This is a genomic window from Streptomyces sp. ITFR-16 (genome assembly GCF_031844705.1).
GTDB lineage: Bacteria > Actinomycetota > Actinomycetes > Streptomycetales > Streptomycetaceae > Streptomyces.
In genome coordinates this window covers 5,283,338-5,302,659 of record NZ_CP134609.1, presented here as the reverse complement: position 1 = coordinate 5,302,659, position 19,322 = coordinate 5,283,338, and the positions used below count along the sequence as shown (strand labels likewise).

Genomic DNA, 19,322 nt, shown 5'->3' with positions numbered 1-19,322 from the left:
GGATGAATCATCCATGCGCGATCTTCCCGCCGCTCCCCCGGCAGCGCCTCCGGCCCCGCCCGTGCCGCTGGGCGAGCTGCTGGCGCGGGAGGAGCTGGGGCTGCGCCTGATCGCAGGCCCCCGGGAGGCGGAGCTGCTGTGGGTGCACGCCTCGGAGATGGCCGACCCGTACCCCTACCTCCTCGGCGGTGAGCTGCTGCTGACGGCCGGGGTGCTGCTCACGGACCCGGACCGGTATGTCGCCCGGCTGGTGGAGGCGGGGGCCGCCGCGCTCGGTTTCGGGGTGCGGCCGGTGCACGAGAGCGTGCCGCCGGAGCTCGTCGCGGCGTGCGAGCGGCACGGGATGCCACTGGTCGAGGTGGGGCCCGGGACCCCGTTCACCGCGATCGCGCGGGCGGTCTGGGCGCTGATGGCCGGGGCGCGCCACCGGGAGCTGCGCCGGGTGACCCGGGCCCAGCAGGCCCTGGCGACGGCGGCGGCCCGGCCGGACCCGGTGCCCGCGGTGCTGCACCAGCTGGCCGCGCAGCTCGGCGGCCGGGCGGCCCTGATCACGGCGGACGGCGAGGAGCCGCACGCGGCGGGCCGGCCGCCGGCCCCGGGGACGGCGGAGGCGCTGCGCCGCCTCGCCCGGGTCGTCGCGCCGCAGCGGCCGGGCTCGCCCGCCTCGGCGACGGACACGCTCACCGACGCCCTCGGGGAGATCCGTCTCTCCGCGTACCCGCTGGGCGGCGGCGAGGGGCCGGTCCTGGCTCTGGCGACCCGGCAGCGGGAGCCGGGCGACCACACCGTGGCGGGTGTCGCCTCGGTCCTGCTCTCGCTCCTCGCCGCCCCGCACCAGGGCGCGGGGTCGGCCGGCCGCTCGGCGGCGCTCGTACGGATGCTGCTGGGCGCCGCCCCCGAGGAGGTGGCCCCGCTGCTCGGCGAGGGCCCGTGGACCGTGGTGCACGCCCGCCGGGACGACGGCTCCCACCCCGACCCGCTCACGGCGGGGGCCCTCGGCGCGGCCCTGGGCTCGCCCCTGGTCGACCCGGGCCGGGGCGGCGGCGACGCGGTAAGGGTCCTGCTGCCCGGCGGCCGGCAGGCGGCCCCGCAGCCGGGCTGGACGCTCGGCGCGTCGGCGCCCCACCCCGCCGGCGCCCTCGCCGACGCGGACACCCGGGCGGCTCGCGCCCTGGGGCACGCGGAGGCGACCCGCGCACCGCTGCGGACGGAGGCGCCGGTCACCGGTCTCGCCGCGCTGCTGCCGCCGGGTCCGGCGGCCGACCGCGCCCGCGCCCTCCTCGCCCCGCTCACCGGCCCGCTCGCGGAGACCCTGCGCTGCTGGCTCTCGCTGCACGGCAGCTGGGACCGCACCGCGGTGGCCCTCGCCGTCCACCGCAACACCGTCCGCCAGCGCGTGGCGCGGTGCGGGGCGTTGCTGGGGGTGGACCTCGACGACATGGACGTGCGTACGGAGTTGTGGCTGGCGCTGCGCCAGGGGGACGGGCCGGTCGCGGCGCGGCCCTCACGGGCGTGCTCAGCATCACCCTGGACAGCGCCGGTGACCGCCGGGTAACTTTTGACCAAGGCTGAGCAAGCGCTTAGCCCGAGCCCAGCGAAGCCGACCAGGGAGGCACCCCGTGCGCCGTACGGTATTCAACGAGGACCACGAGGCGTTCCGGGAGACCATCCGCGCCTTCATCGCGGCCGAGGTCGTGCCGGTCTACGACGAGTGGTTCGCCGCCGGCCAGGCGCCGCGCGACTTCTACCTCAAGCTCGGTGAGCTGGGCGTCTTCGGGATCAACGTCGACGAGGAGTACGACGGCGCGGGTATCGACTCGCACAAGTACGAAGCCGTCATCTACGAGGAGACCGCCCGCGCGGGCGTCTCCTTCGGCGGCTCCGGCGTGCACACCCTGCTCGGCCTGCCGTACATCAAGATGCTCGCCACCGACGAGCAGAAGAAGCGCTGGCTGCCGAAGTTCACCACCGGCGAGGAGATGTGGGCCCTCGCGATGACCGAGCCGGGCACCGGCTCCGACGTCGCGGGCATGAAGACCACCGCCAAGCTCTCCGAGGACGGCACGCACTACGTCCTCAACGGCGCCAAGACCTTCATCACCGGCGGTGTGCACGCGGACCGCGTGATCGTCTGCGCCCGTACCTCCGCCCCGCGCGAGGACGACCGACGCTTCGGCATCTCGCTCTTCGCCGTCGACACCAAGTCCGAGGGCTACTCGGTCGGCCGCAAGCTCGACAAGCTGGGCCTGAAGGTCTCCGACACCGCCGAGCTGGCGTTCGTCGACGTCAAGGTCCCGGCGGAGGACCTCCTCGGCGAGGAGAACAAGGGCTTCGGCTACCTCGGCACCAACCTCGCCTCCGAGCGCTGGGGCATCGCCTTCGGCGCGTACGCCCAGGCCGCAGCCGCCGTGCGGTTCGCCAAGGAGTACGTGCAGGAGCGCACGGTCTTCGGCAAGACCGTCGCCTCGTTCCAGAACACCAAGTTCGAGCTGGCCGCCTGCCAGGCCGAGGTGGACGCGGCCCAGGCCGTCGCCGACCGCGCACTGGAGGCGCTGGACGCCGGTGAGCTGACCGCCGCCGAGGCCGCCTCCGCCAAGCTGTTCTGCACCGAGGTCGCGCACCGGGTGATCGACCGCTGCCTCCAGCTGCACGGCGGCTACGGCTTCATGAACGAGTACCCGATCGCCCGCCTGTACGCGGACAACCGCGTCAACCGCATCTACGGCGGCACCAGCGAGGTCATGAAGTCGATCATCGCCAAGTCCATGGGTCTGTAGAGCGGCTACGTTCCTTCCATGAGCGCAGCACTCGACTCCCTGCTCGATCTGCTCGACCTGGAGCAGATCGAGCGGGACATCTTCCGGGGGACCAGCCGCTCCGCGGTCGTCCCCCGGGTCTTCGGCGGACAGGTCGCGGCCCAGGCGCTCGTCGCCGCGGGCCGCACCGTCCCCGCGGACCGGTCCGCCCATTCGCTGCATTCGTACTTCCTGCGGATGGGCGACCCCGGCGCGCCGATCGTCTACACCGTCGACCGCATCCGCGACGGCCGCTCCTTCACCACCCGGCGCGTGGTCGCCGTCCAGCACGGGCAGCCGATCTTCCACCTCTCGGCGTCCTTCCAGACGTACGAGGAAGGGCTGGAGCACCAGGCGGACATGCCGGCCGCGCCCGACCCGGAGACGCTGCCCACGGCCGCCGAGATGCTTCCCCGGTACGCGGACCGCTTCAGCGACCCGGGTGTGGTGGACCGGCTGATCGAGGCGCGGGCCGCGGTCGACCTGCGGTACGTGGACGCGCCGCCGTTCGGCACCGTCGGGGAACCGCGCGAACCGCGCTCCCAGGTGTGGTTCCGTACCAACGGCAAACTGGCGGACGACCCCCTGCTGCACGTCTGCATGGCCACGTACGTCTCCGACATGACGCTGCTCGACTCGGTGCTCCTCGCCCACGGGCGCGGCGGCTGGGCGGTCGGTGACGTGGTGGGGGCGAGCCTGGACCACGCGATGTGGTTCCACCGGCCGTTCCGGGCCGACGAATGGCTGCTGTACGACCAGGAGTCGCCGTCCGCGTCCGGCGGGCGCGGCCTCGGCCAGGCCCGTATCCACACCCAGGACGGCCGGCTGGCGATCACCGTCATCCAGGAGGGCGTGGTCCGGGTCCCCCGGGTGGGCTGAACGGGCCGGACGGCCGCGCATCGGACATACCCGGACCGGCTGCGGACATACTCCCCTGCATGAGTGACGAGAAATCCGCCGGCGGGGAGTCCACGTTCACCGTCATCGTCGCGGCCGCCGCCAACCTCGGCATCGCCGTCGCGAAGGCCGTCGCCGGGCTGATCAGCGGATCGAGCGCGATGCTCTCCGAGGCGGCCCACTCGGTCGCCGACACCGTCACCGAGGTCCTGCTGCTCACCGCGCTCAAGCGCAGCGAGAAGCCCGCCGACGAGGACCACCCGCTGGGCTACGGCCCCGAGCGGTACATCTGGGCGATGCTCGCCTCCGTCGCCACGTTCGTCGGCGGCGCGGTGTTCTCCGTCTACGACGGCATCCACACGCTGACGCACGGCGAGGAGCTGGGCAACCCGCTCGTCTCGTACCTGGTGCTCGTCGTCGCCTTCGTGCTGGAGGGCTTCTCGCTGCGCACCGGGCTCCGGCAGGTGCGCCGGGAGGCGGGCCGGCTGGACACCCCCGCCACGCACTACTTCCGGCGCACCCCGGACACCGCGGTCAAGGCCGTGGTGATGGAGGACTCGGCGGCGCTGGTGGGTCTGCTGCTGGCCGCGGGCGGACTGCTCGGCGGCCAGCTGTCGGGGTCCGGGATCTGGGACGGGATCGCCTCGGTCCTGATCGGCCTGCTGCTCGTGTACGTGGCCTGGGTGCTCGGCCGCTCCAACGCACAGCTGCTGATCGGCCGTCCGGTGCCGGCGTCGATGCGGACCGGGGTGCGCGAGGAGCTGCTCTCGGTGCCGCACATCATCGATGTGCTGGAGCTGACGACGCTCATCCAGGGGCCGGCCGAGATCATGATCGCCGCGAAGGTCGACTTCCGGGACGTGGCCAGTGCCGAGCAGGTGGAGTGGGCCTGCGAGGAGGCGGAGCAGCAGCTGCGGGAGCGGTATCCCTCGATCCGGCGGGTGTATCTGGACCCGACTCCGGGGGTGGCGCAGCGGCGCCGGGCCCGGGCCGCCGGTGTGGAGCCGGTGGTCGGGCCCGGTGACGGGGAGGGCGAGGGGGACGGCGGCGGTCTGTTCACCGACCGGCTGGACGACCTGCCCTAGGCCGTGCCGGGGCCGGGGCCGCCGGGTCAGAGCAGTCCGGCGGCGTCCAGCAGGTAGTCGGTCATCGGGTCGTAGAAGCGCGGGTCCAGCACATGGTCATCCAGCGGCACGGCGACCTGGAGGGTGCCCTCGGACTCGCCCAGGAACAGGGCCGGGTCGTTGCAGTCCGCGTAACCGATCGCGTCCAGACCGCGCTGTGCCGCGCAGCCCGCCCAGCCGTGGTCCGCGACGACGAGGTCGGGCTGCGGGCGCCCCTCCCGCTCCAGGCCGTCCAGGATCGCCGCCATCGGGGCCGGGGAGTGGGTGTGCCAGAGGGTGGCCCCGCGCTCCTGCACGGCGACGTCCGCGAACTGGAAGACCATGCCCTCGTCCGCCATCAGCCCGGACGGGATCCGTACGATCTCGCAGCCGGCCGCCCGCAGCGCCGCCGCCGTCTGCCGGTGCACGTCCAGCAGCCCGCCCGGGTGGCCGGTGGCGAACAGGACCCGCTCGGAGCCGTCGGCGGCCTTGCGCAGCCGGGCCGCGGCGCGCTCCAGGGCGTCGACGGTGAGCTCGGGGTCGATGGTGTCCTGGCCGAACCGGTGCTCCGGGTCGTCGCTCACACCGCACCGCTCGGCCATCACGGCCAGGACGTCCTGCTCGTCGCGCCACCGGTCGCCGAGCTCCAGTCCCAGCCAGTAGTGGCGGTCGCCGTTGGCGAGCTTGCGGTAGTGGGAGAGGTTGTTGTCGCGCGGTGTGGCGACGTCTCCCGCGATGCGCGTACGGACGAGGTGTTCGACGAGGGCGGCGCGGCTGGGTATCGGCATGAACCCATTGTGCCGTCCGGTGTGCGCGGCGTGCCGGTCGAACGACTCTCCGGATATTGGGAGACCGTTCACCCCGCTGTGACCTGGAACTTCCCGCTCCACCCGGCCGGGTGCATGAAATAGGTCCAGACCACTGACTTTGCGCCAACCCGCGTCTCATTCACCGAGCCGCAACAAGTGGTCTATACCTTTGGCACTAGGGTGGGTCACCCGATACCGGGACATGCACAGCCGTGGGGGGCTCTGTGACCGTGCGTCATCTTCCGCAACCTCCGTCCGACCAGGAGCTCTACTGGTACTTCGGGCCGCAGCGCCGCTGGGTACTGATCAGCTCCTCCCTCGCCTTCGTGCTCACGGCGGCGACGATGTTCACCTTCGCCCTGCGCACCCCGGCCCTGTGGGCCTTTCTCGCGGTGCTCTCGCTCAACGTCGTGGCCCTCGCGCTCTCGTCGGTCAACAGCCTGCGCGCCCGCCGGCTGACCCGGCGCTCGCACGAAGTGCTCGTCCACGCCTGGGAGCCGGCCGAACTCCCTTCGGTCGATCTCTACTTGCCGACCTGCGGGGAACCGCTCGCGGTCCTGGACAACGCCTACCGGGCCGTCGCGGCCGTCGACTGGCCCGGCGCGCTGACCGTCTGGGTGCTGGACGACGCCGACAGCGCCCGGGTCGCCGCGCTGGCCCGCTCGTACGGCTTCCGCTACGTCGTCCGCCCCGACCGGGGCCGCCTCAAGAAGGCGGGCAACCTCAATCACGCGCTCACCCTGAGCCGGGCGGAGTACATCGCCATCCTGGACGCCGACTTCGCGCCCCGGCCCGACTTCCTGCGCCATCTCGTGCCGTATCTGGCCGACCCCGGCGTCGGCATCGTGCAGAGCCCGCAGTGCTTCGACACCGACGAGACCATGGGGTGGATCCAGCGGGCCGCAGGCTCGGCCCAGGAGTGGTTCTTCCGCTGGATCCAGCCGTCCCGGGACGCCAGCGACGCGGCCATCTGCTGCGGCAGCAACGCGGTCTACCGGCGCAGCGCCATCGACCTGGCCGGCGGCTTCGCCCGGCTCGACCACAGCGAGGACCTGTACACCGGACTCGCCCTGCACGAACAGGGGTTCAGGACGCTGTACGTGCCGGTGCTGGTGGCCAAGGGCACCTCGCCGGACAACCTCGCCTCCTTCGTCAACCAGCAGTACCGCTGGGCGATGGGGAACCTGCATCTGCTGGGCACCCCGGTCCTCAGGCGGATGGGCGCCCCCTGGCGGATGCGGCTCTGCTTCTACGAGGGCATCGTCGGCTACCTCACCACGGTGGTGAACACCTTCGCGGCGCCGCTGCCGCCGCTGGTGATGATGTTCTGGTACCCGGACCACATCCGGCCCTGGCACGTGCTGCCGCTGCTCGCGCCGCTGTGGCTCTGGCACGTCCTGCTGCCGAGGATCAGCCGGACCCGCTGGCGCGTCGAGGTGATCCGGGCCAACGTCCTGACGAGCGTGGCCGCCGGGGCCGCCTTCCTGCACACCCTGCGCGGCCGCAGCGCGGCCTGGGTGCCCACCGGGGCGGGCGGCGGGAAGCCGGGCACGATGGCCCGCCGGGTGGTCCTCGTCTCGCTCGGCTGGCTCTGCTGCTCCACCGGGGCGGCGGCGGGCGGACTCGCCCTGGCCGTGACCCGCAACGGCTGGGAGCCCAACTGGGGCCTCGGCCTCTACCTCCTGGTCCAGCTCCAGATCAACGTTCCCCTGATCAGGGACCTGCTGACCGAGCTGCGCCCCGCCGCCGCACCGCGCCCCGGCCGTGTCCGGCGCGGCAACGGCCCCTCCGTCCTGCCCAGGCGCTGGCCCGAAACGCTGGCCGTGACGGCCACGCTCCTGCTCACCGCACTGCTCGCCTCCGGCTGGGTCAACCCCATGCTGCCCTGGCTGAGCTGAAAGGCCTCACCGCGATGTCCACCCTCGCCCCTTCCGGTCCCCGGCCCGGCAGCCGCGCGACCGTGCCCGCACCCGCACCCGGCGCCGTCCGCCGGTCCGCCTTCCGTCCCGACATCGAGGGGCTGCGCGCCTTCGCCGTCCTCTCGGTCCTCGCCTTCCACGCCTCCGTACCGGGACTGGCCGGCGGCTTCACCGGTGTGGACGTCTTCTTCGTCATCTCCGGCTATCTGATCACCGGGCTGCTGGTGGGCGAGGCCGTCACCACCGGCCGGATCCGGCTGGCCGAGTTCTTCTCCCGCCGGGCCCGCCGGCTGCTGCCCTCGGCGGCCGTGGTCCTGGTCGCCGTCGCGGTGGCCGGGGCCTGGCTGACCGTCCCGCTGCGCCGCACGGACCTGGAGAACGACGTCGTGGCGGCGGCGCTCTCCGTGGCCAACTGGCGCTTCATCAACCAGCGGACCGACTATCTGGCCGCAGGGCAGGACGAGAGCCCGCTGCTGCACTTCTGGTCGCTGGCGGTGGAGGAGCAGTTCTGTCTGTGCTGGGCCCCGCTGCTCGCCGTCCTCGCCCTGCTCGTCGCCCGGGCGGCCCGCAGGGGCCGCGCGCTGCGGCCCCTGGCCACCGCCGTGACCGCCCTGCTGACGCTCGGCACCTTCGCGCTCTCCCTCCACTGGACCGGCGGCTCCGTCTCGCTGGCGTATCTCGCAACGCCCTCGCGGGCCTGGCAGTTCGGCGTCGGCGCGCTGCTGGCGCTGCTGCCGTGGCATCTGCTGCGCGGGCCGCGCGTGCTGCGGCTGCTGTGCGGCTGGGCGGGCGCGGGCGCGCTCGTGTGGTGCGTGCTGCGGTACGACGCCTCGACGCCGTACCCCGGCCGGGCGGCGCTCGTCCCCACCCTGGGCACGGCCGCGGTCATCCTCGCCGGGACGCCCGGCCGCCGCCCGGACGGCCCTGCCCGCTACGGCGTCGGGCGGCTGCTGGGCCTGCGGGGACCCCGGGCGGTGGGCCGGCTCTCCTACACCCTGTACCTCTGGCACTGGCCCGTCCTGGTGCTGGCCGAGGCCCGGTTCGGCGCGCTGGGCTGGCCGGCCAGGGCGGCGCTGACGCTGGCCTCGGTGCTGCCCGCGCTGGCCACCACGCGCTGGGTCGAGCGCCCGCTGCGGCGCAGCCGTACGGTCTCCGAACTCCCCCGGCGCGGGCTGGCGCTGGGCGTCGCCGCCGTCGTCATACCCGTCGTGCTCGCCCTCGTGGTGGGCACCGGGACCCTGCGGCTGCTGGGTCCGGCCACGCCGGTGGACGTGAAGGGGCTGCCGCCCGGCGCGGCGTCCGGTCCCTCGCTGCTGACGCGGACCGGGACGCCGCTGGAGGACGGACCCGTGGTGCCGAGTCCGCTGCAGGCGCGCGCGAGCTTCCCGCCGGACGGGGCGTGCGAGGTGGCGCCGCCGGTGACGAGCAGCCCGCCCTGCCTGTTCGGCGCGGTGGACAGCCCGGACCGGATCGTCCTGCTCGGCGACTCGCACGCCGGGCAGTGGTTCTCCCCGCTGCTCAGCCTGGCCGCGAAGCGCGGCTGGGCGCTCCAGGAGCTGGTGAAGCAGGGCTGCCCGCTGCCCGCGCTGTCCGTGGTGAACCCGCAGCTGGGGCGCACGTACCACGAGTGCGACACCTGGCGGGCGGACAGCCTGGCCCGGCTGGCGAAGGGGCCGAAGCCCCGGATGGTCGTGGTCTCCTCCCTCAACCGCTACACCGACGACCGGGCCCTCCTGCTCAGGGGCTGGGAGCGGACGCTGAAGCCGCTGCGCGCGCTCGGGGTGCCGGTCGTCTACATCGAGGACACGCCGGTGCCGGGCACCGACGTCCCCGCGTGCGTCTCCGGCCACCTCACGGAGCCGGAGGACTGCGCCTTCGGCCGGGAACGGGCCCGGCGGCCCGACCCGCTGGCCGGGAGGATCGCGGCCGGCGGGCTGCCGGGGGTGCGGGCCGTCTCGGTGAACCCGGTGCTCTGCCCGGCCGGCGGCCCGACCTGCCCGGCGGTCCGGGACCGGATCCTGCTCTACCGGGACGACACCCATCTGACCGATGTGGCGGCCGTGGTGCTGGCCCCCCGCCTCGAACGGCTCCTGCTGCCGCCCGCCCGGGGCGGCTGGAGCGAGCTGATGCGCGAGGAGTTCGACGGACCGGCGGGCAGCCGCCCGGCCTCCTCACGCTGGCTGTACGACCGGGGCACCTGCTATCCGGGCTGCCCCGCGCCGCGATGGGGCACGGGCGAGGTGGAGACGATGACCGACTCCACGGACAACGTCCGGCTGGACGGCAAGGGCGCGCTGGAGATCGTGCCCACCCGCCGCGACGGACGCTGGTACTCCGGCCGCATCGAGTCCCGGCGCTCCGACTTCGCGCCGCCGCCCGGCGGTGTGCTGCGGATCGAGGCGTCGATCGCCCTGCCGGACGTGACGGGCCCGGCCGCCGGCGGCTACTGGCCTGCCTTCTGGACGCTGGGGGCCGGACTGCGCGACGGCTACACGGGCTGGCCGGCCATCGGCGAGATCGACGTCATGGAGTCCGTCAACGGCCGGGACACGGTCTTCGGCACCCTGCACTGCGGTACGGCGGAGGGCGGCCCCTGCGAGGAACCGGCCGGGCTCACCTCACCCCGGCAGACGTGCCAGGGGTGCCGGGGCTCGTTCCACACGTACGCCGTGGAGGTCGACACCGCGCCGGGCGCCGAGGAGGTGCGCTGGTATCTGGACGGCCGGGTGTACCACCGGGTGAAGGCATCCGCCATGGACGCCGCGACCTGGGACCGGGCACTGAAGCGGGGGCAGTTCCTGATCCTGAACGTCGCCGTGGGCGGCGGGCTGCCGGCCGCTGACGGCGCCACCGCGGGCCCCGCCACCGAGGCCGGGCATCCGATGCGGGTGGCGCGGGTGACCGTGTCGGCCCGGCAGGGCGCCGGGCGCTGAGGGCCGCCGCGGCGGTCAGGCCCCCTTCGGGGCCCCCGCCGCGGCGAAGGCGCCCCGCGCGAGGCGGTGCAGCAGCGCGGCCGTGTCCGTGCGCCCAGGCAGGGCGCCGGGGCGGCCCAGGTGCGGGGTGGAGTTCAGCAGGCCGAAGACGGCGTGCACGGCCGCGCGCGCCTCGTGCTCGGGGAGGTCCGGGTAGAGGTCGCGGACCACGGCCACCCACACCTCGACGTACTGCCGCTGGAGCCGGCGCACCCGCTTGCGGTCGGTGTCCCGCAGGCGGTCCAGCTCGCGGTCGTGCAGGGTGATCAGGGGGCGGTCGTCGAGGGCGAAGTCGATGTGGCCCTCGATGAGCGCGTCCAGGAGCGCTTCGGGCGAGCCGTCGCCGGAGGCCGCGTCCTCGGAGACCCGGAGCTCACCGCCGGCCAGCAGCCGTTCGCTGATGCCGACGAGCAGCTCGGCGAGCATCGCGTCCTTGCCGGGGAAGTGCCGGTAGAGACCGGGGCCGCTGATGCCGACGGCGGCGCCTATCTCGTCGACGCCGACGCCGTGGAAGCCGCGCTCGGCGAAGAGGCGGGCGGCCTCCCGGAGGATCTGCTCGCGGCGGGTGGGGGCCGCGACGCGGGCGGCGGCATGGGTGCTCATGAGGAGTCATTCTAGACAGGTGCGTTAGCGGTCGTTAACCTGTGCAGGGCGTTAACGCTCACTAACATCACAGGACGGGCAAGGGGGCTCGACAGGATGCAGCAGGCACCGGTGCTGGCGAGCGCGGCCGATCCCGCCTCGGAGGCCTGGCAGGCCAACGAGGCGGCGCATCACGCGCTCGCCGACGAGCTGCGCAAGCGGCTCGCCACGGCCAGGCTCGGCGGGGGTGAGAAGGCCCGCGCCCGGCATGTGGCGCGCGGCAAGCTGCTGCCCCGGGAGCGGGTGGACACCCTCCTCGACCCGGGCTCGCCCTTCCTGGAGCTGGCCCCGCTGGCGGCCGATGGGCTGTACGGGGGCGCCGCGCCGGCCGCCGGCGTGATCGCCGGGATCGGCCGGGTCAGCGGCCGGGAGTGCGTGATCGTCGCCAATGACGCCACCGTCAAGGGCGGCACGTACTACCCGATGACCGTGAAGAAGCATCTGCGGGCCCAGGAGGTGGCGCTGGAGAACCGGCTGCCCTGCCTGTATCTGGTGGACTCCGGGGGCGCCTTCCTGCCGATGCAGGACGAGGTGTTCCCCGACCGCGAGCACTTCGGGCGGATCTTCTACAACCAGGCGCGGATGTCCGGGGCCGGGATCCCGCAGATCGCGGCGGTGCTCGGCTCCTGCACGGCCGGCGGGGCGTACGTCCCCGCGATGAGCGACGAGGCCGTGATCGTCCGCAACCAGGGCACGATCTTCCTGGGCGGACCGCCGCTGGTGAAGGCCGCGACCGGTGAGGTGGTCACCGCCGAGGAGCTGGGCGGCGGCGAGGTCCACTCCCGCACGTCGGGGGTCACCGACCATCTCGCGCAGGACGACGCGCACGCGCTGCGGATCGTGCGCAACATCGTGGCCACCCTGCCGGACCGGGGCCCGCTGCCGTGGTCCGTGCGGCCGGTCGAGGAGCCCAAGGCCGACCCCGCCGGTCTGTACGGGGCGGTGCCCGTCGACTCACGCACCCCCTACGACGTGCGCGAGGTGATCGCCCGGGTCGTGGACGGCTCCCGGTTCGCCGAGTTCAAGGCGGAGTACGGCACGACGCTGATCACCGGCTTCGCGCACATCCACGGCCATCCGGTCGGGATCGTCGCCAACAACGGCATCCTGTTCTCCGAGTCCGCGCAGAAGGGCGCGCACTTCATCGAGCTGTGCGACCAGCGCGGCATCCCGCTGGTCTTCCTGCAGAACATCTCGGGCTTCATGGTCGGCCGCGACTACGAGGCCGGCGGCATCGCCAAGCACGGCGCGAAGATGGTCACCGCCGTGGCCTGCACCCGGGTGCCGAAGCTGACCGTGGTGGTCGGCGGGTCCTACGGGGCGGGCAACTACTCGATGTGCGGCCGGGCCTACTCGCCGCGCTTCCTGTGGATGTGGCCCAACGCGAAGATCTCCGTCATGGGCGGCGAACAGGCCGCGTCCGTCCTCGCCACGGTCAAGCGCGACCAGCTCGGCGACGACTGGAGCGCCGAGGACGAGGAGTCCTTCAAGGCCCCGATCCGCGAGCAGTACGAGACCCAGGGCAACGCGTACTACGCCACGGCCCGGCTCTGGGACGACGGCGTGATCGACCCGCTGGAGACCCGGCAGGTGCTGGGGCTCGCCCTGACCGCGTGCGCCAACGCCCCGTTGGGCGACGCCGGCTTCGGCGTCTTCCGGATGTGAGGAACAGATGACGATGTTCGACACCGTTCTCGTCGCCAACCGGGGCGAGATCGCGGTCCGGGTCATCCGGACGCTGCGCGAGCTGGGGGTGCGCTCGGTCGCCGTCTTCAGCGACGCGGACGCGGACGCCCGGCACGTACGGGAGGCCGACACGGCGGTCCGCATCGGGCCCGCGCCGGCCTTGATGAGCTATCTCGGCGTCGACCGCCTGCTGGAGGCCGCCCGCCGCACGGGCGCGCAGGCCGTCCACCCCGGCTACGGCTTCCTCGCGGAGAACGCGGGTTTCGCCCAGGCGTGCGCGGACGCCGGGCTGGTCTTCATCGGGCCGCCCGCCGCCGCCATCTCGCTGATGGGCGACAAGATCCGGGCCAAGGAGACGGTCGCGGCGGCCGGGGTCCCGGTGGTGCCCGGCTCCACGGGAAGCGAGCTGACCGACGGCCAACTGGCCGACGCCGCCCAGGAGATCGGCATGCCGGTGCTGCTGAAGCCCTCGGCGGGCGGCGGCGGCAAGGGCATGCGGCTGGTCCGGGACGGGGCGCTCCTCGCCGACGAGATCGCCGCCGCCCGGCGCGAGGCCCGCGCCTCCTTCGGCGACGACACGCTGCTGGTGGAGCGGTGGATCGACCGCCCCCGCCACATCGAGATCCAGGTGCTGGCCGACGGGCACGGCAACGTGGTGCACCTCGGCGAGCGCGAGTGCTCGCTCCAGCGCCGCCACCAGAAGATCATCGAGGAGGCGCCCTCGGTCCTGCTCGACGAGGGGACGCGCGCGGCGATGGGCGAGGCGGCCGTGCAGGCGGCGCGCTCCTGCGGGTATGTCGGCGCGGGCACGGTGGAGTTCATCGTCCCGGGCAACGACCCGTCCTCGTACTACTTCATGGAGATGAACACCCGGCTCCAGGTGGAGCACCCGGTGACCGAGCTGGTCACCGGCCTCGACCTGGTGGAGTGGCAGCTGCGTGTCGCGTCCGGCGAACAACTCCCGTACACCCAGCAGGACATCACCCTCACCGGGCACGCGGTCGAGGCCCGGATCTGCGCCGAGGACCCGGCGCGCGGCTTCCTGCCATCGGGCGGCACGGTGCTGGCACTGGACGAGCCGCAGGGCGACGGGGTGCGGACGGACTCGGGGCTCGGCGAGGGCGGCGAGGTCGGCAGCCTGTACGACCCGATGCTGTCGAAGGTGATCGCGTACGGCCCCGACCGGGCGACCGCCCTGCGCCGGCTGCGGGCGGCGCTCGCGGACACGGTGGTCCTCGGCGTCCCGACCAACGCGGGCTTCCTGCGCCGGCTGCTCGGCCACCCCGCCGTGGTGGCGGGTGAGCTGGACACCGGCCTGGTGGAGCGCGAGGTGGACGCGCTGGTCCCGGACGGGGTGCCGGAGGAGGTGTACGCCGCCGCCGCGCTGCTGCGGCAGCACTCCCCCGCGCCCACCGGCCCGGACACCTGGGCCGACCCGTTCTCGGCCGGGAACGGCTGGCGCCTGGGCGGCACCCCGGCCCGGACGGTGCGGCACTTCCGGATTCCGGGGCACGACCCGGTCCAGGTGGGGCTGCGGCCCTGCGGAGAGGCTGCCGAGCTGACGTTCGGCCATGTCGGCGAGGGCGTGCGGCCGCCGGCTCCGGACTCGGGCGCCTGCGGTCCGCTGGGCCCGCTGCCCGGCGGACCCGAGACGGCCCGGACGCTGTCCGCCGACGGCCGCCGGATCACGCTCGAACTCGGCGGGGTCACCCACACGTTCGCGTACGTCCGCGGGCCGGAGGGCCACTGGCTCGGCCGGGACGGGGACAGCTGGCAGGTCCGGGACCACGACCCGGTGGAGGCCTCGCTGAGCGGCGCCGCCCGCTCCGGGGCGGACACCCTCGCCGCGCCCATGCCCGGCACGGTCACCGTGGTGAAGGTGGCCGTCGGCGACGAGGTCGCGGCCGGGCAGAGCCTGCTGGTGGTGGAGGCGATGAAGATGGAGCACGTCATCTCCGCCCCGCACGCCGGCACCGTGACCGAACTCGATGTCACCGCGGGGACCACGGTCGCCATGGACCAGGTCCTGGCCGTGGTCACACCCGTGGCCGCCGGGGAGGGAGCAGCATGACGAGCGACCGGAGCCTGCCGATGACCGTGGCCGACCCGGGCCTGCCCGCCCGGGTCCGTATCCACGAGGTCGGCGCCCGTGACGGGCTGCAGAACGAGAAGACGGTCGTGCCGACCGAGGTGAAGGCGGAGTTCATCCGCCGGCTCGCGGTCGCCGGTCTCACCACGATCGAGGCGACGAGCTTCGTCCACCCCAAGTGGGTCCCCCAGCTGGCCGACGCCGAGCAGCTGTTCCCGATGCTCGGCGAGATAAGGGACGTGGGGGACGTGGCGCTCCCGGTCCTGGTGCCGAACGAGCGGGGACTCGACCGGGCGCTGGCGCTCGGGGCCCGGCAGATCGCCGTGTTCGGCTCCGCCACGGAGACGTTCGCCGCGCGCAACCTGAACCGCACGGTGGACGAGTCGCTGGCGATGTTCGAGCCCGTCGTGGCCCGCGCCAAGGCCGACAAGGTGGAGGTGCGCGGCTATCTGTCGATGTGCTTCGGCGACCCGTGGGAGGGGCCGGTCCCGGTCCCCCGGGTCGTCCGGGTCGCGAAGGCGCTGCTGGACCTCGGCTGCGACGAGCTCTCGCTCGGCGACACCATCGGGGTCGCCACCCCCGGCCATGTGCGCGCCCTGCTGACCGCGCTGAACGAGGCGGGCGTGCCCACCGCCGCCCTCGGGGTGCACTTCCACGACACGTACGGACAGGCCCTGTCCAACACCCTCGCCGCGCTCCAGCACGGCGTCACCACCGTGGACGCCTCGGCGGGCGGCCTCGGCGGCTGCCCGTACGCGAAGAGCGCGACCGGAAATCTCGCCACCGAGGATCTCGTGTGGATGCTCGACGGCCTCGGTATCGAGACCGGGGTCGACCTCGACGAGCTGACCGCCACCAGCGTGTGGCTCGCCGAACAGCTGGGGCGGCCGAGCCCGTCCCGTACCGTCCGCGCGCTCTCGGTGCAACAGACACAGTCCCACAAGGAGCAGTGATTTCCCGATGTCCCTGGACCACCGGCTGACCGCCGAGCACGAGGAACTGCGGCGCACCGTCGAGGAGTTCGCCCACGACGTGGTCGCGCCGAAGATCGGCGACTTCTACGAGCGCCACGAGTTCCCGTACGAGATCGTGCGGGAGATGGGGCGGATGGGCCTGTTCGGGCTGCCGTTCCCGGAGGAGTACGGCGGGATGGGCGGGGACTACCTCGCCCTCGGGATCGCCCTGGAGGAGCTGGCCCGGGTCGACTCCTCGGTGGCGATCACCCTGGAGGCCGGGGTCTCGCTCGGTGCGATGCCGGTGTTCCGCTTCGGCACGGAGGAGCAGAAGCGGCAGTGGCTGCCGAGGCTCTGCGCGGGCGAGGCGCTCGGCGCGTTCGGCCTGACCGAGCCGGACGGCGGCTCGGACGCGGGCGGCACCCGGACCGCGGCCGTGCGCGACGAGGCGACGGGCGAGTGGGTGATCAACGGCTCCAAGTGCTTCATCACCAACTCCGGCACGGACATCACCGAGCTGGTGACGGTGACGGCGGTGACCGGCCGCAAGGAGAACGGCGCCCCGCTCATCTCCTCGATCATCGTGCCCTCCGGCACCCCCGGCTTCACGGTCGCCGCCCCGTACTCCAAGGTCGGCTGGAACGCCTCGGACACCCGGGAGCTGTCCTTCGCCGACGTGCGCGTCCCGCTGGGGAACCTGCTGGGCGAGGAGGGCCGGGGGTACGCGCAGTTCCTGCGGATCCTGGACGAGGGCCGGATCGCCATCGCGGCCCTGTCCACGGGCCTCGCGCAGGGCTGTGTGGACGAATCGGTGAAGTACGCGGCCGAGCGGCACGCGTTCGGCAAGCCGATCGGCGCCAACCAGGCGATCCAGTTCAAGATCGCGGACATGGAGATGCGGGCGCACATGGCCCGGATCGGCTGGCGGGACGCGGCGTCGCGGCTGCTGGCGGACGAGCCGTTCAAGAAGGAGGCGGCGATCGCGAAGCTGTACTCCTCGACCGTGGCGGTGGACAACGCCCGTGAGGCGACCCAGATCCACGGCGGCTACGGCTTCATGAACGAGTACCCGGTGGCCCGGATGTGGCGCGACTCCAAGATCCTGGAGATCGGCGAGGGCACCAGCGAGGTGCAGCGGATGCTGATCGCCCGCGAGCTGGGCCTGCCGGCCTGAGCCCCGGCGGGGGCGGCGCACGGCTCCGGCCTGCGCCGCCCCCGTTCCGCTCGCCCGATTTTCGTTCGACAGCGGCGGCCGGGTCCGGGCAGAGTCGGGCCATGAAGCATCGCGCCTGGCCCCTGTACGGGCTCCGCATCCGTACGCCCCGGCTGGAACTGCGCCTGCCCGGACTGGAGTTGCTGGACGAGCTGGGAGCGGTCGCCGCCGACGGGGTGCACGCCCCGGACGCGATGCCGTTCACCGTCCCGTGGACCGACGGCCCGCCCGCCGAGCGCGGCCGGGCGGTCTTCCAGCATGTGCTGTCCACGATCGCCGGCTGGTCGGCCGACGACTGGCACCTGAGCCTCGCGGTGCTGCACGAGGGCCGGGTGGTCGGACGCCAGGACCTGATGGCGAAGAACTTCGCGGTGACCGGCCAGGTGGAGACGGGCTCCTGGCTCGGGCTCGCGCACCAGGGCCGGGGCATCGGCACGGAGATGCGGGCCGCCGTCCTGCACCTCGCGTTCGCCGGACTCGGCGCGGCCACGGCGGTCTCGGCCGCGATGACGGACAACCCCCGCTCGCTGGGCGTCTCGCGGCGGCTCGGCTATCAGCCGGACGGGCTGTCGGTCGCCGCGCTGCGGGGCGAGCCGGTCACCCTCCAGCGGCTGCGCCCGGAGCGCGGGCGCTGGGAGGAGCACCGCACGGCCGAGGTGACGGTCGAGGGGCTCGACGACTGCCGGGAGATGTTCGGATGAGCCTGCTCGTGCACACCTATGTGTGGGGCCGCAGCGGCGAGCGGCACTTCCTGGACGACCCCGACCACGGCCGGACCCTGGCCGGCTTCGAGCAGAGCCGGACGAAGCTGTGGGGCGGGAAGCCGGTGCGCGACCTCGGGGCCCGCTTCCTCCCTCAGCTGGCCGGCTCGGACCTGTACGTGGAGCCGGAGGACGTGCCGGCCCTCCTCGCCGAGTGCGCACTGCTGCGCGGGCACATCGCGGCGCTCGCCGCCCACAGCGGCTACGCCGAGGACTACGTGGCGGAGCGGCTGGCCAACATCACGGCGGCCGCCGTACGGGCCCAGGACGTGGACGGCGGGGTCGTCGTCTGGTGAGAGGCGGGGGCCGTCGACAGGTCGACAAACCTTGAGGTTAGGCTAACCTTCCTTCGAACTTGTCATCGGCCGGTCTCCGGCTCGTACGAAAGCGGACCCTGTCATGCGCACTGCCCGAGCGTCCCGTCCCACCCGCCGCGGCCTGCTGGCCATGGGCGGCGCCGTTGGCCTCGGCGCCGTGCTGGCGGCCTGCGGCGACAGCGACTCCAAGGACTCCGCCGCCACCGGCTCCAAGAGCGCGCCCGCCGGGCCGTGGAAGTTCAAGGACGACCGGGGGCAGACGGCCGAGGCCAAGTCCGTCCCGAAGAACATCGTCGCCTTCACCGGTGTCGCCGCCGCCCTCCACGACTACGGCGTCGAGGTCAAGGCCGTCTTCGGCCCGACCAGGACGAAGGACGGCAAGGCCGATGTGCAGGCCGGCGACCTCGACATCAGCAAGGTCGAGATCCTCGGCAACGTCTGGGGCGAGTTCAACGTCGAGAAGTACGCGGAGCTCGGCCCGGAGCTGCTGGTCACCGCGATGTGGGAGAAGGACGCCCTCTGGTACGTGCCGGACCAGTCCAAGGACAAGATCCTGAAGCTGGCCCCGAGCGTCGCCCTGTGGGCAGCCCAGACCACGATCCCCAAGGCCATCCAGCGCCACGAGGACCTCGCCGCCTCGCTCGGCGCGGACGTCAGGTCCGCGAAGGTCACCGCCGCCAAGGCCCGCTTCGAGAAGGCCGCGGCCCGGCTGCGCGCCGCCGCGAAGTCCAAGCCGGACATCAAGGTGATGGTCGGCTCGGCCAGCCAGGACCTGTTCTACGTCTCGCTCGCCAAGACCTCCGCGGACACCCTGTACTTCCAGGAGCTGGGCGTGAAGTTCGTCGAGCCGAAGGTGAACAAGGCGGGCTTCTTCGAGGAGCTGAGCTGGGAGAACGTCGGCAAGTACGAGGCCGACATCATCATGATGGACAACCGGTCCTCGGCCCTGCAGCCCGACGCCCTGGCCTCCAAGCCCACCTGGACCCAGCTGCCCGCCGTCAAGGCCGGCCAGGTCGTCCCGCGCACCACCGAGCCGATCTACAGCTACGACAAGTGCGCCCCCATCCTCGAAGACCTCGCCAAGGCCATCGAAAACGCCAAGAAGGCCGCCTGAGCCACATCGGGCCCCGTCAAGCCCGTCCGGCGATCGAGGACATCTCGAACAG

Annotated in this window: 15 protein-coding genes; 13 read left to right on the top strand and 2 right to left on the bottom strand. The window is 73.3% G+C overall.

Annotated features, from left to right (window positions below):
• The first annotated feature begins 13 nt into the window (after positions 1–13).
• The 4 genes from RLT58_RS23510 to RLT58_RS23495 all read left to right on the top strand — a co-directional run bounded on the left by RLT58_RS23510 (position 14) and on the right by RLT58_RS23495 (position 4,777).
• On the top strand, positions 14–1,555 hold the full coding sequence (locus RLT58_RS23510; protein ID WP_311312347.1) for a PucR family transcriptional regulator ligand-binding domain-containing protein: 1,542 nt from the start codon (positions 14–16) through the stop codon (positions 1,553–1,555).
• A 64-nt stretch (positions 1,556–1,619) separates the two neighbouring features.
• Positions 1,620–2,777: an acyl-CoA dehydrogenase family protein gene (locus tag RLT58_RS23505; RefSeq protein ID WP_311312346.1), complete on the top strand. Its 1,158-nt coding sequence runs from the start codon at positions 1,620–1,622 to the stop codon at positions 2,775–2,777.
• Between the two features lie 18 nt (positions 2,778–2,795).
• The gene (locus RLT58_RS23500; RefSeq protein WP_311312345.1) at positions 2,796–3,674 is read left to right on the top strand and encodes an acyl-CoA thioesterase; all 879 of its coding nucleotides are present in this window, start codon (positions 2,796–2,798) and stop codon (positions 3,672–3,674) included.
• Between the two features lie 59 nt (positions 3,675–3,733).
• Positions 3,734–4,777 (top strand): cation diffusion facilitator family transporter, encoded by a 1,044-nt coding sequence (locus RLT58_RS23495; protein WP_311312344.1) that lies wholly within the window; start codon positions 3,734–3,736, stop codon positions 4,775–4,777.
• 26 nt (positions 4,778–4,803) lie between these two features.
• Here RLT58_RS23495 and RLT58_RS23490 read toward each other — a convergent pair whose 3' ends face one another.
• Entirely contained in the window at positions 4,804–5,583 is a 780-nt protein-coding gene (locus RLT58_RS23490; protein WP_311312343.1) for a phosphatase, read from the bottom strand.
• A gap of 245 nt (positions 5,584–5,828) precedes the next feature.
• Here RLT58_RS23490 and RLT58_RS23485 point away from each other — a divergent pair, with 245 nt between their 5' ends.
• Together RLT58_RS23485 and RLT58_RS23480 are read left to right on the top strand one after the other, a co-directional pair.
• Positions 5,829–7,502 carry a glycosyltransferase family 2 protein gene (locus RLT58_RS23485; RefSeq protein ID WP_311312342.1) on the top strand — a complete coding sequence of 558 codons (1,674 nt, stop codon included), beginning with the start codon at positions 5,829–5,831 and terminating at the stop codon, positions 7,500–7,502.
• Between the two features lie 14 nt (positions 7,503–7,516).
• On the top strand, positions 7,517–10,456 hold the full coding sequence (locus RLT58_RS23480) for an acyltransferase family protein (protein ID WP_311312341.1): 2,940 nt from the start codon (positions 7,517–7,519) through the stop codon (positions 10,454–10,456).
• A gap of 15 nt (positions 10,457–10,471) precedes the next feature.
• On the opposite strand, the gene RLT58_RS23475 is transcribed toward RLT58_RS23480, so the two are convergent.
• Positions 10,472–11,098 carry an SACE_7040 family transcriptional regulator gene (locus RLT58_RS23475; protein ID WP_311312340.1) on the bottom strand — a complete coding sequence of 209 codons (627 nt, stop codon included), beginning with the start codon at positions 11,096–11,098 and terminating at the stop codon, positions 10,472–10,474.
• A gap of 96 nt (positions 11,099–11,194) precedes the next feature.
• On the opposite strand from RLT58_RS23475, the gene RLT58_RS23470 reads away from it, so the two are divergent.
• The 7 genes from RLT58_RS23470 (at position 11,195) to RLT58_RS23440 (ending at position 19,270) form a co-directional block, all read left to right on the top strand.
• Complete coding sequence (locus RLT58_RS23470) at positions 11,195–12,802, top strand: carboxyl transferase domain-containing protein (protein WP_311312339.1); 1,608 nt, start codon at positions 11,195–11,197, stop codon at positions 12,800–12,802.
• Positions 12,803–12,815: 13 nt separating this feature from the next.
• The gene (locus RLT58_RS23465) at positions 12,816–14,894 is read left to right on the top strand and encodes an acetyl/propionyl/methylcrotonyl-CoA carboxylase subunit alpha (protein WP_311314621.1); all 2,079 of its coding nucleotides are present in this window, start codon (positions 12,816–12,818) and stop codon (positions 14,892–14,894) included.
• On the top strand, positions 14,891–15,865 hold the full coding sequence (locus RLT58_RS23460) for a hydroxymethylglutaryl-CoA lyase (protein WP_311312338.1): 975 nt from the start codon (positions 14,891–14,893) through the stop codon (positions 15,863–15,865). The genes RLT58_RS23465 and RLT58_RS23460 overlap by 4 nt, the downstream gene beginning before the upstream one ends.
• A gap of 7 nt (positions 15,866–15,872) precedes the next feature.
• Complete coding sequence (locus tag RLT58_RS23455; RefSeq protein WP_311312337.1) at positions 15,873–17,039, top strand: acyl-CoA dehydrogenase family protein; 1,167 nt, start codon at positions 15,873–15,875, stop codon at positions 17,037–17,039.
• A 101-nt stretch (positions 17,040–17,140) separates the two neighbouring features.
• Positions 17,141–17,779, top strand: a complete 639-nt coding sequence (locus RLT58_RS23450; RefSeq protein ID WP_311312336.1) for a GNAT family N-acetyltransferase — start codon at positions 17,141–17,143, stop codon at positions 17,777–17,779.
• Positions 17,776–18,135 carry a hypothetical protein gene (locus RLT58_RS23445; RefSeq protein ID WP_311312335.1) on the top strand — a complete coding sequence of 120 codons (360 nt, stop codon included), beginning with the start codon at positions 17,776–17,778 and terminating at the stop codon, positions 18,133–18,135. Before RLT58_RS23450 ends, RLT58_RS23445 begins: the two co-directional genes overlap by 4 nt.
• A 151-nt stretch (positions 18,136–18,286) precedes the next feature.
• On the top strand, positions 18,287–19,270 hold the full coding sequence (locus tag RLT58_RS23440) for an ABC transporter substrate-binding protein (RefSeq protein WP_311314620.1): 984 nt from the start codon (positions 18,287–18,289) through the stop codon (positions 19,268–19,270).
• Positions 19,271–19,322 lie beyond the last annotated feature (52 nt).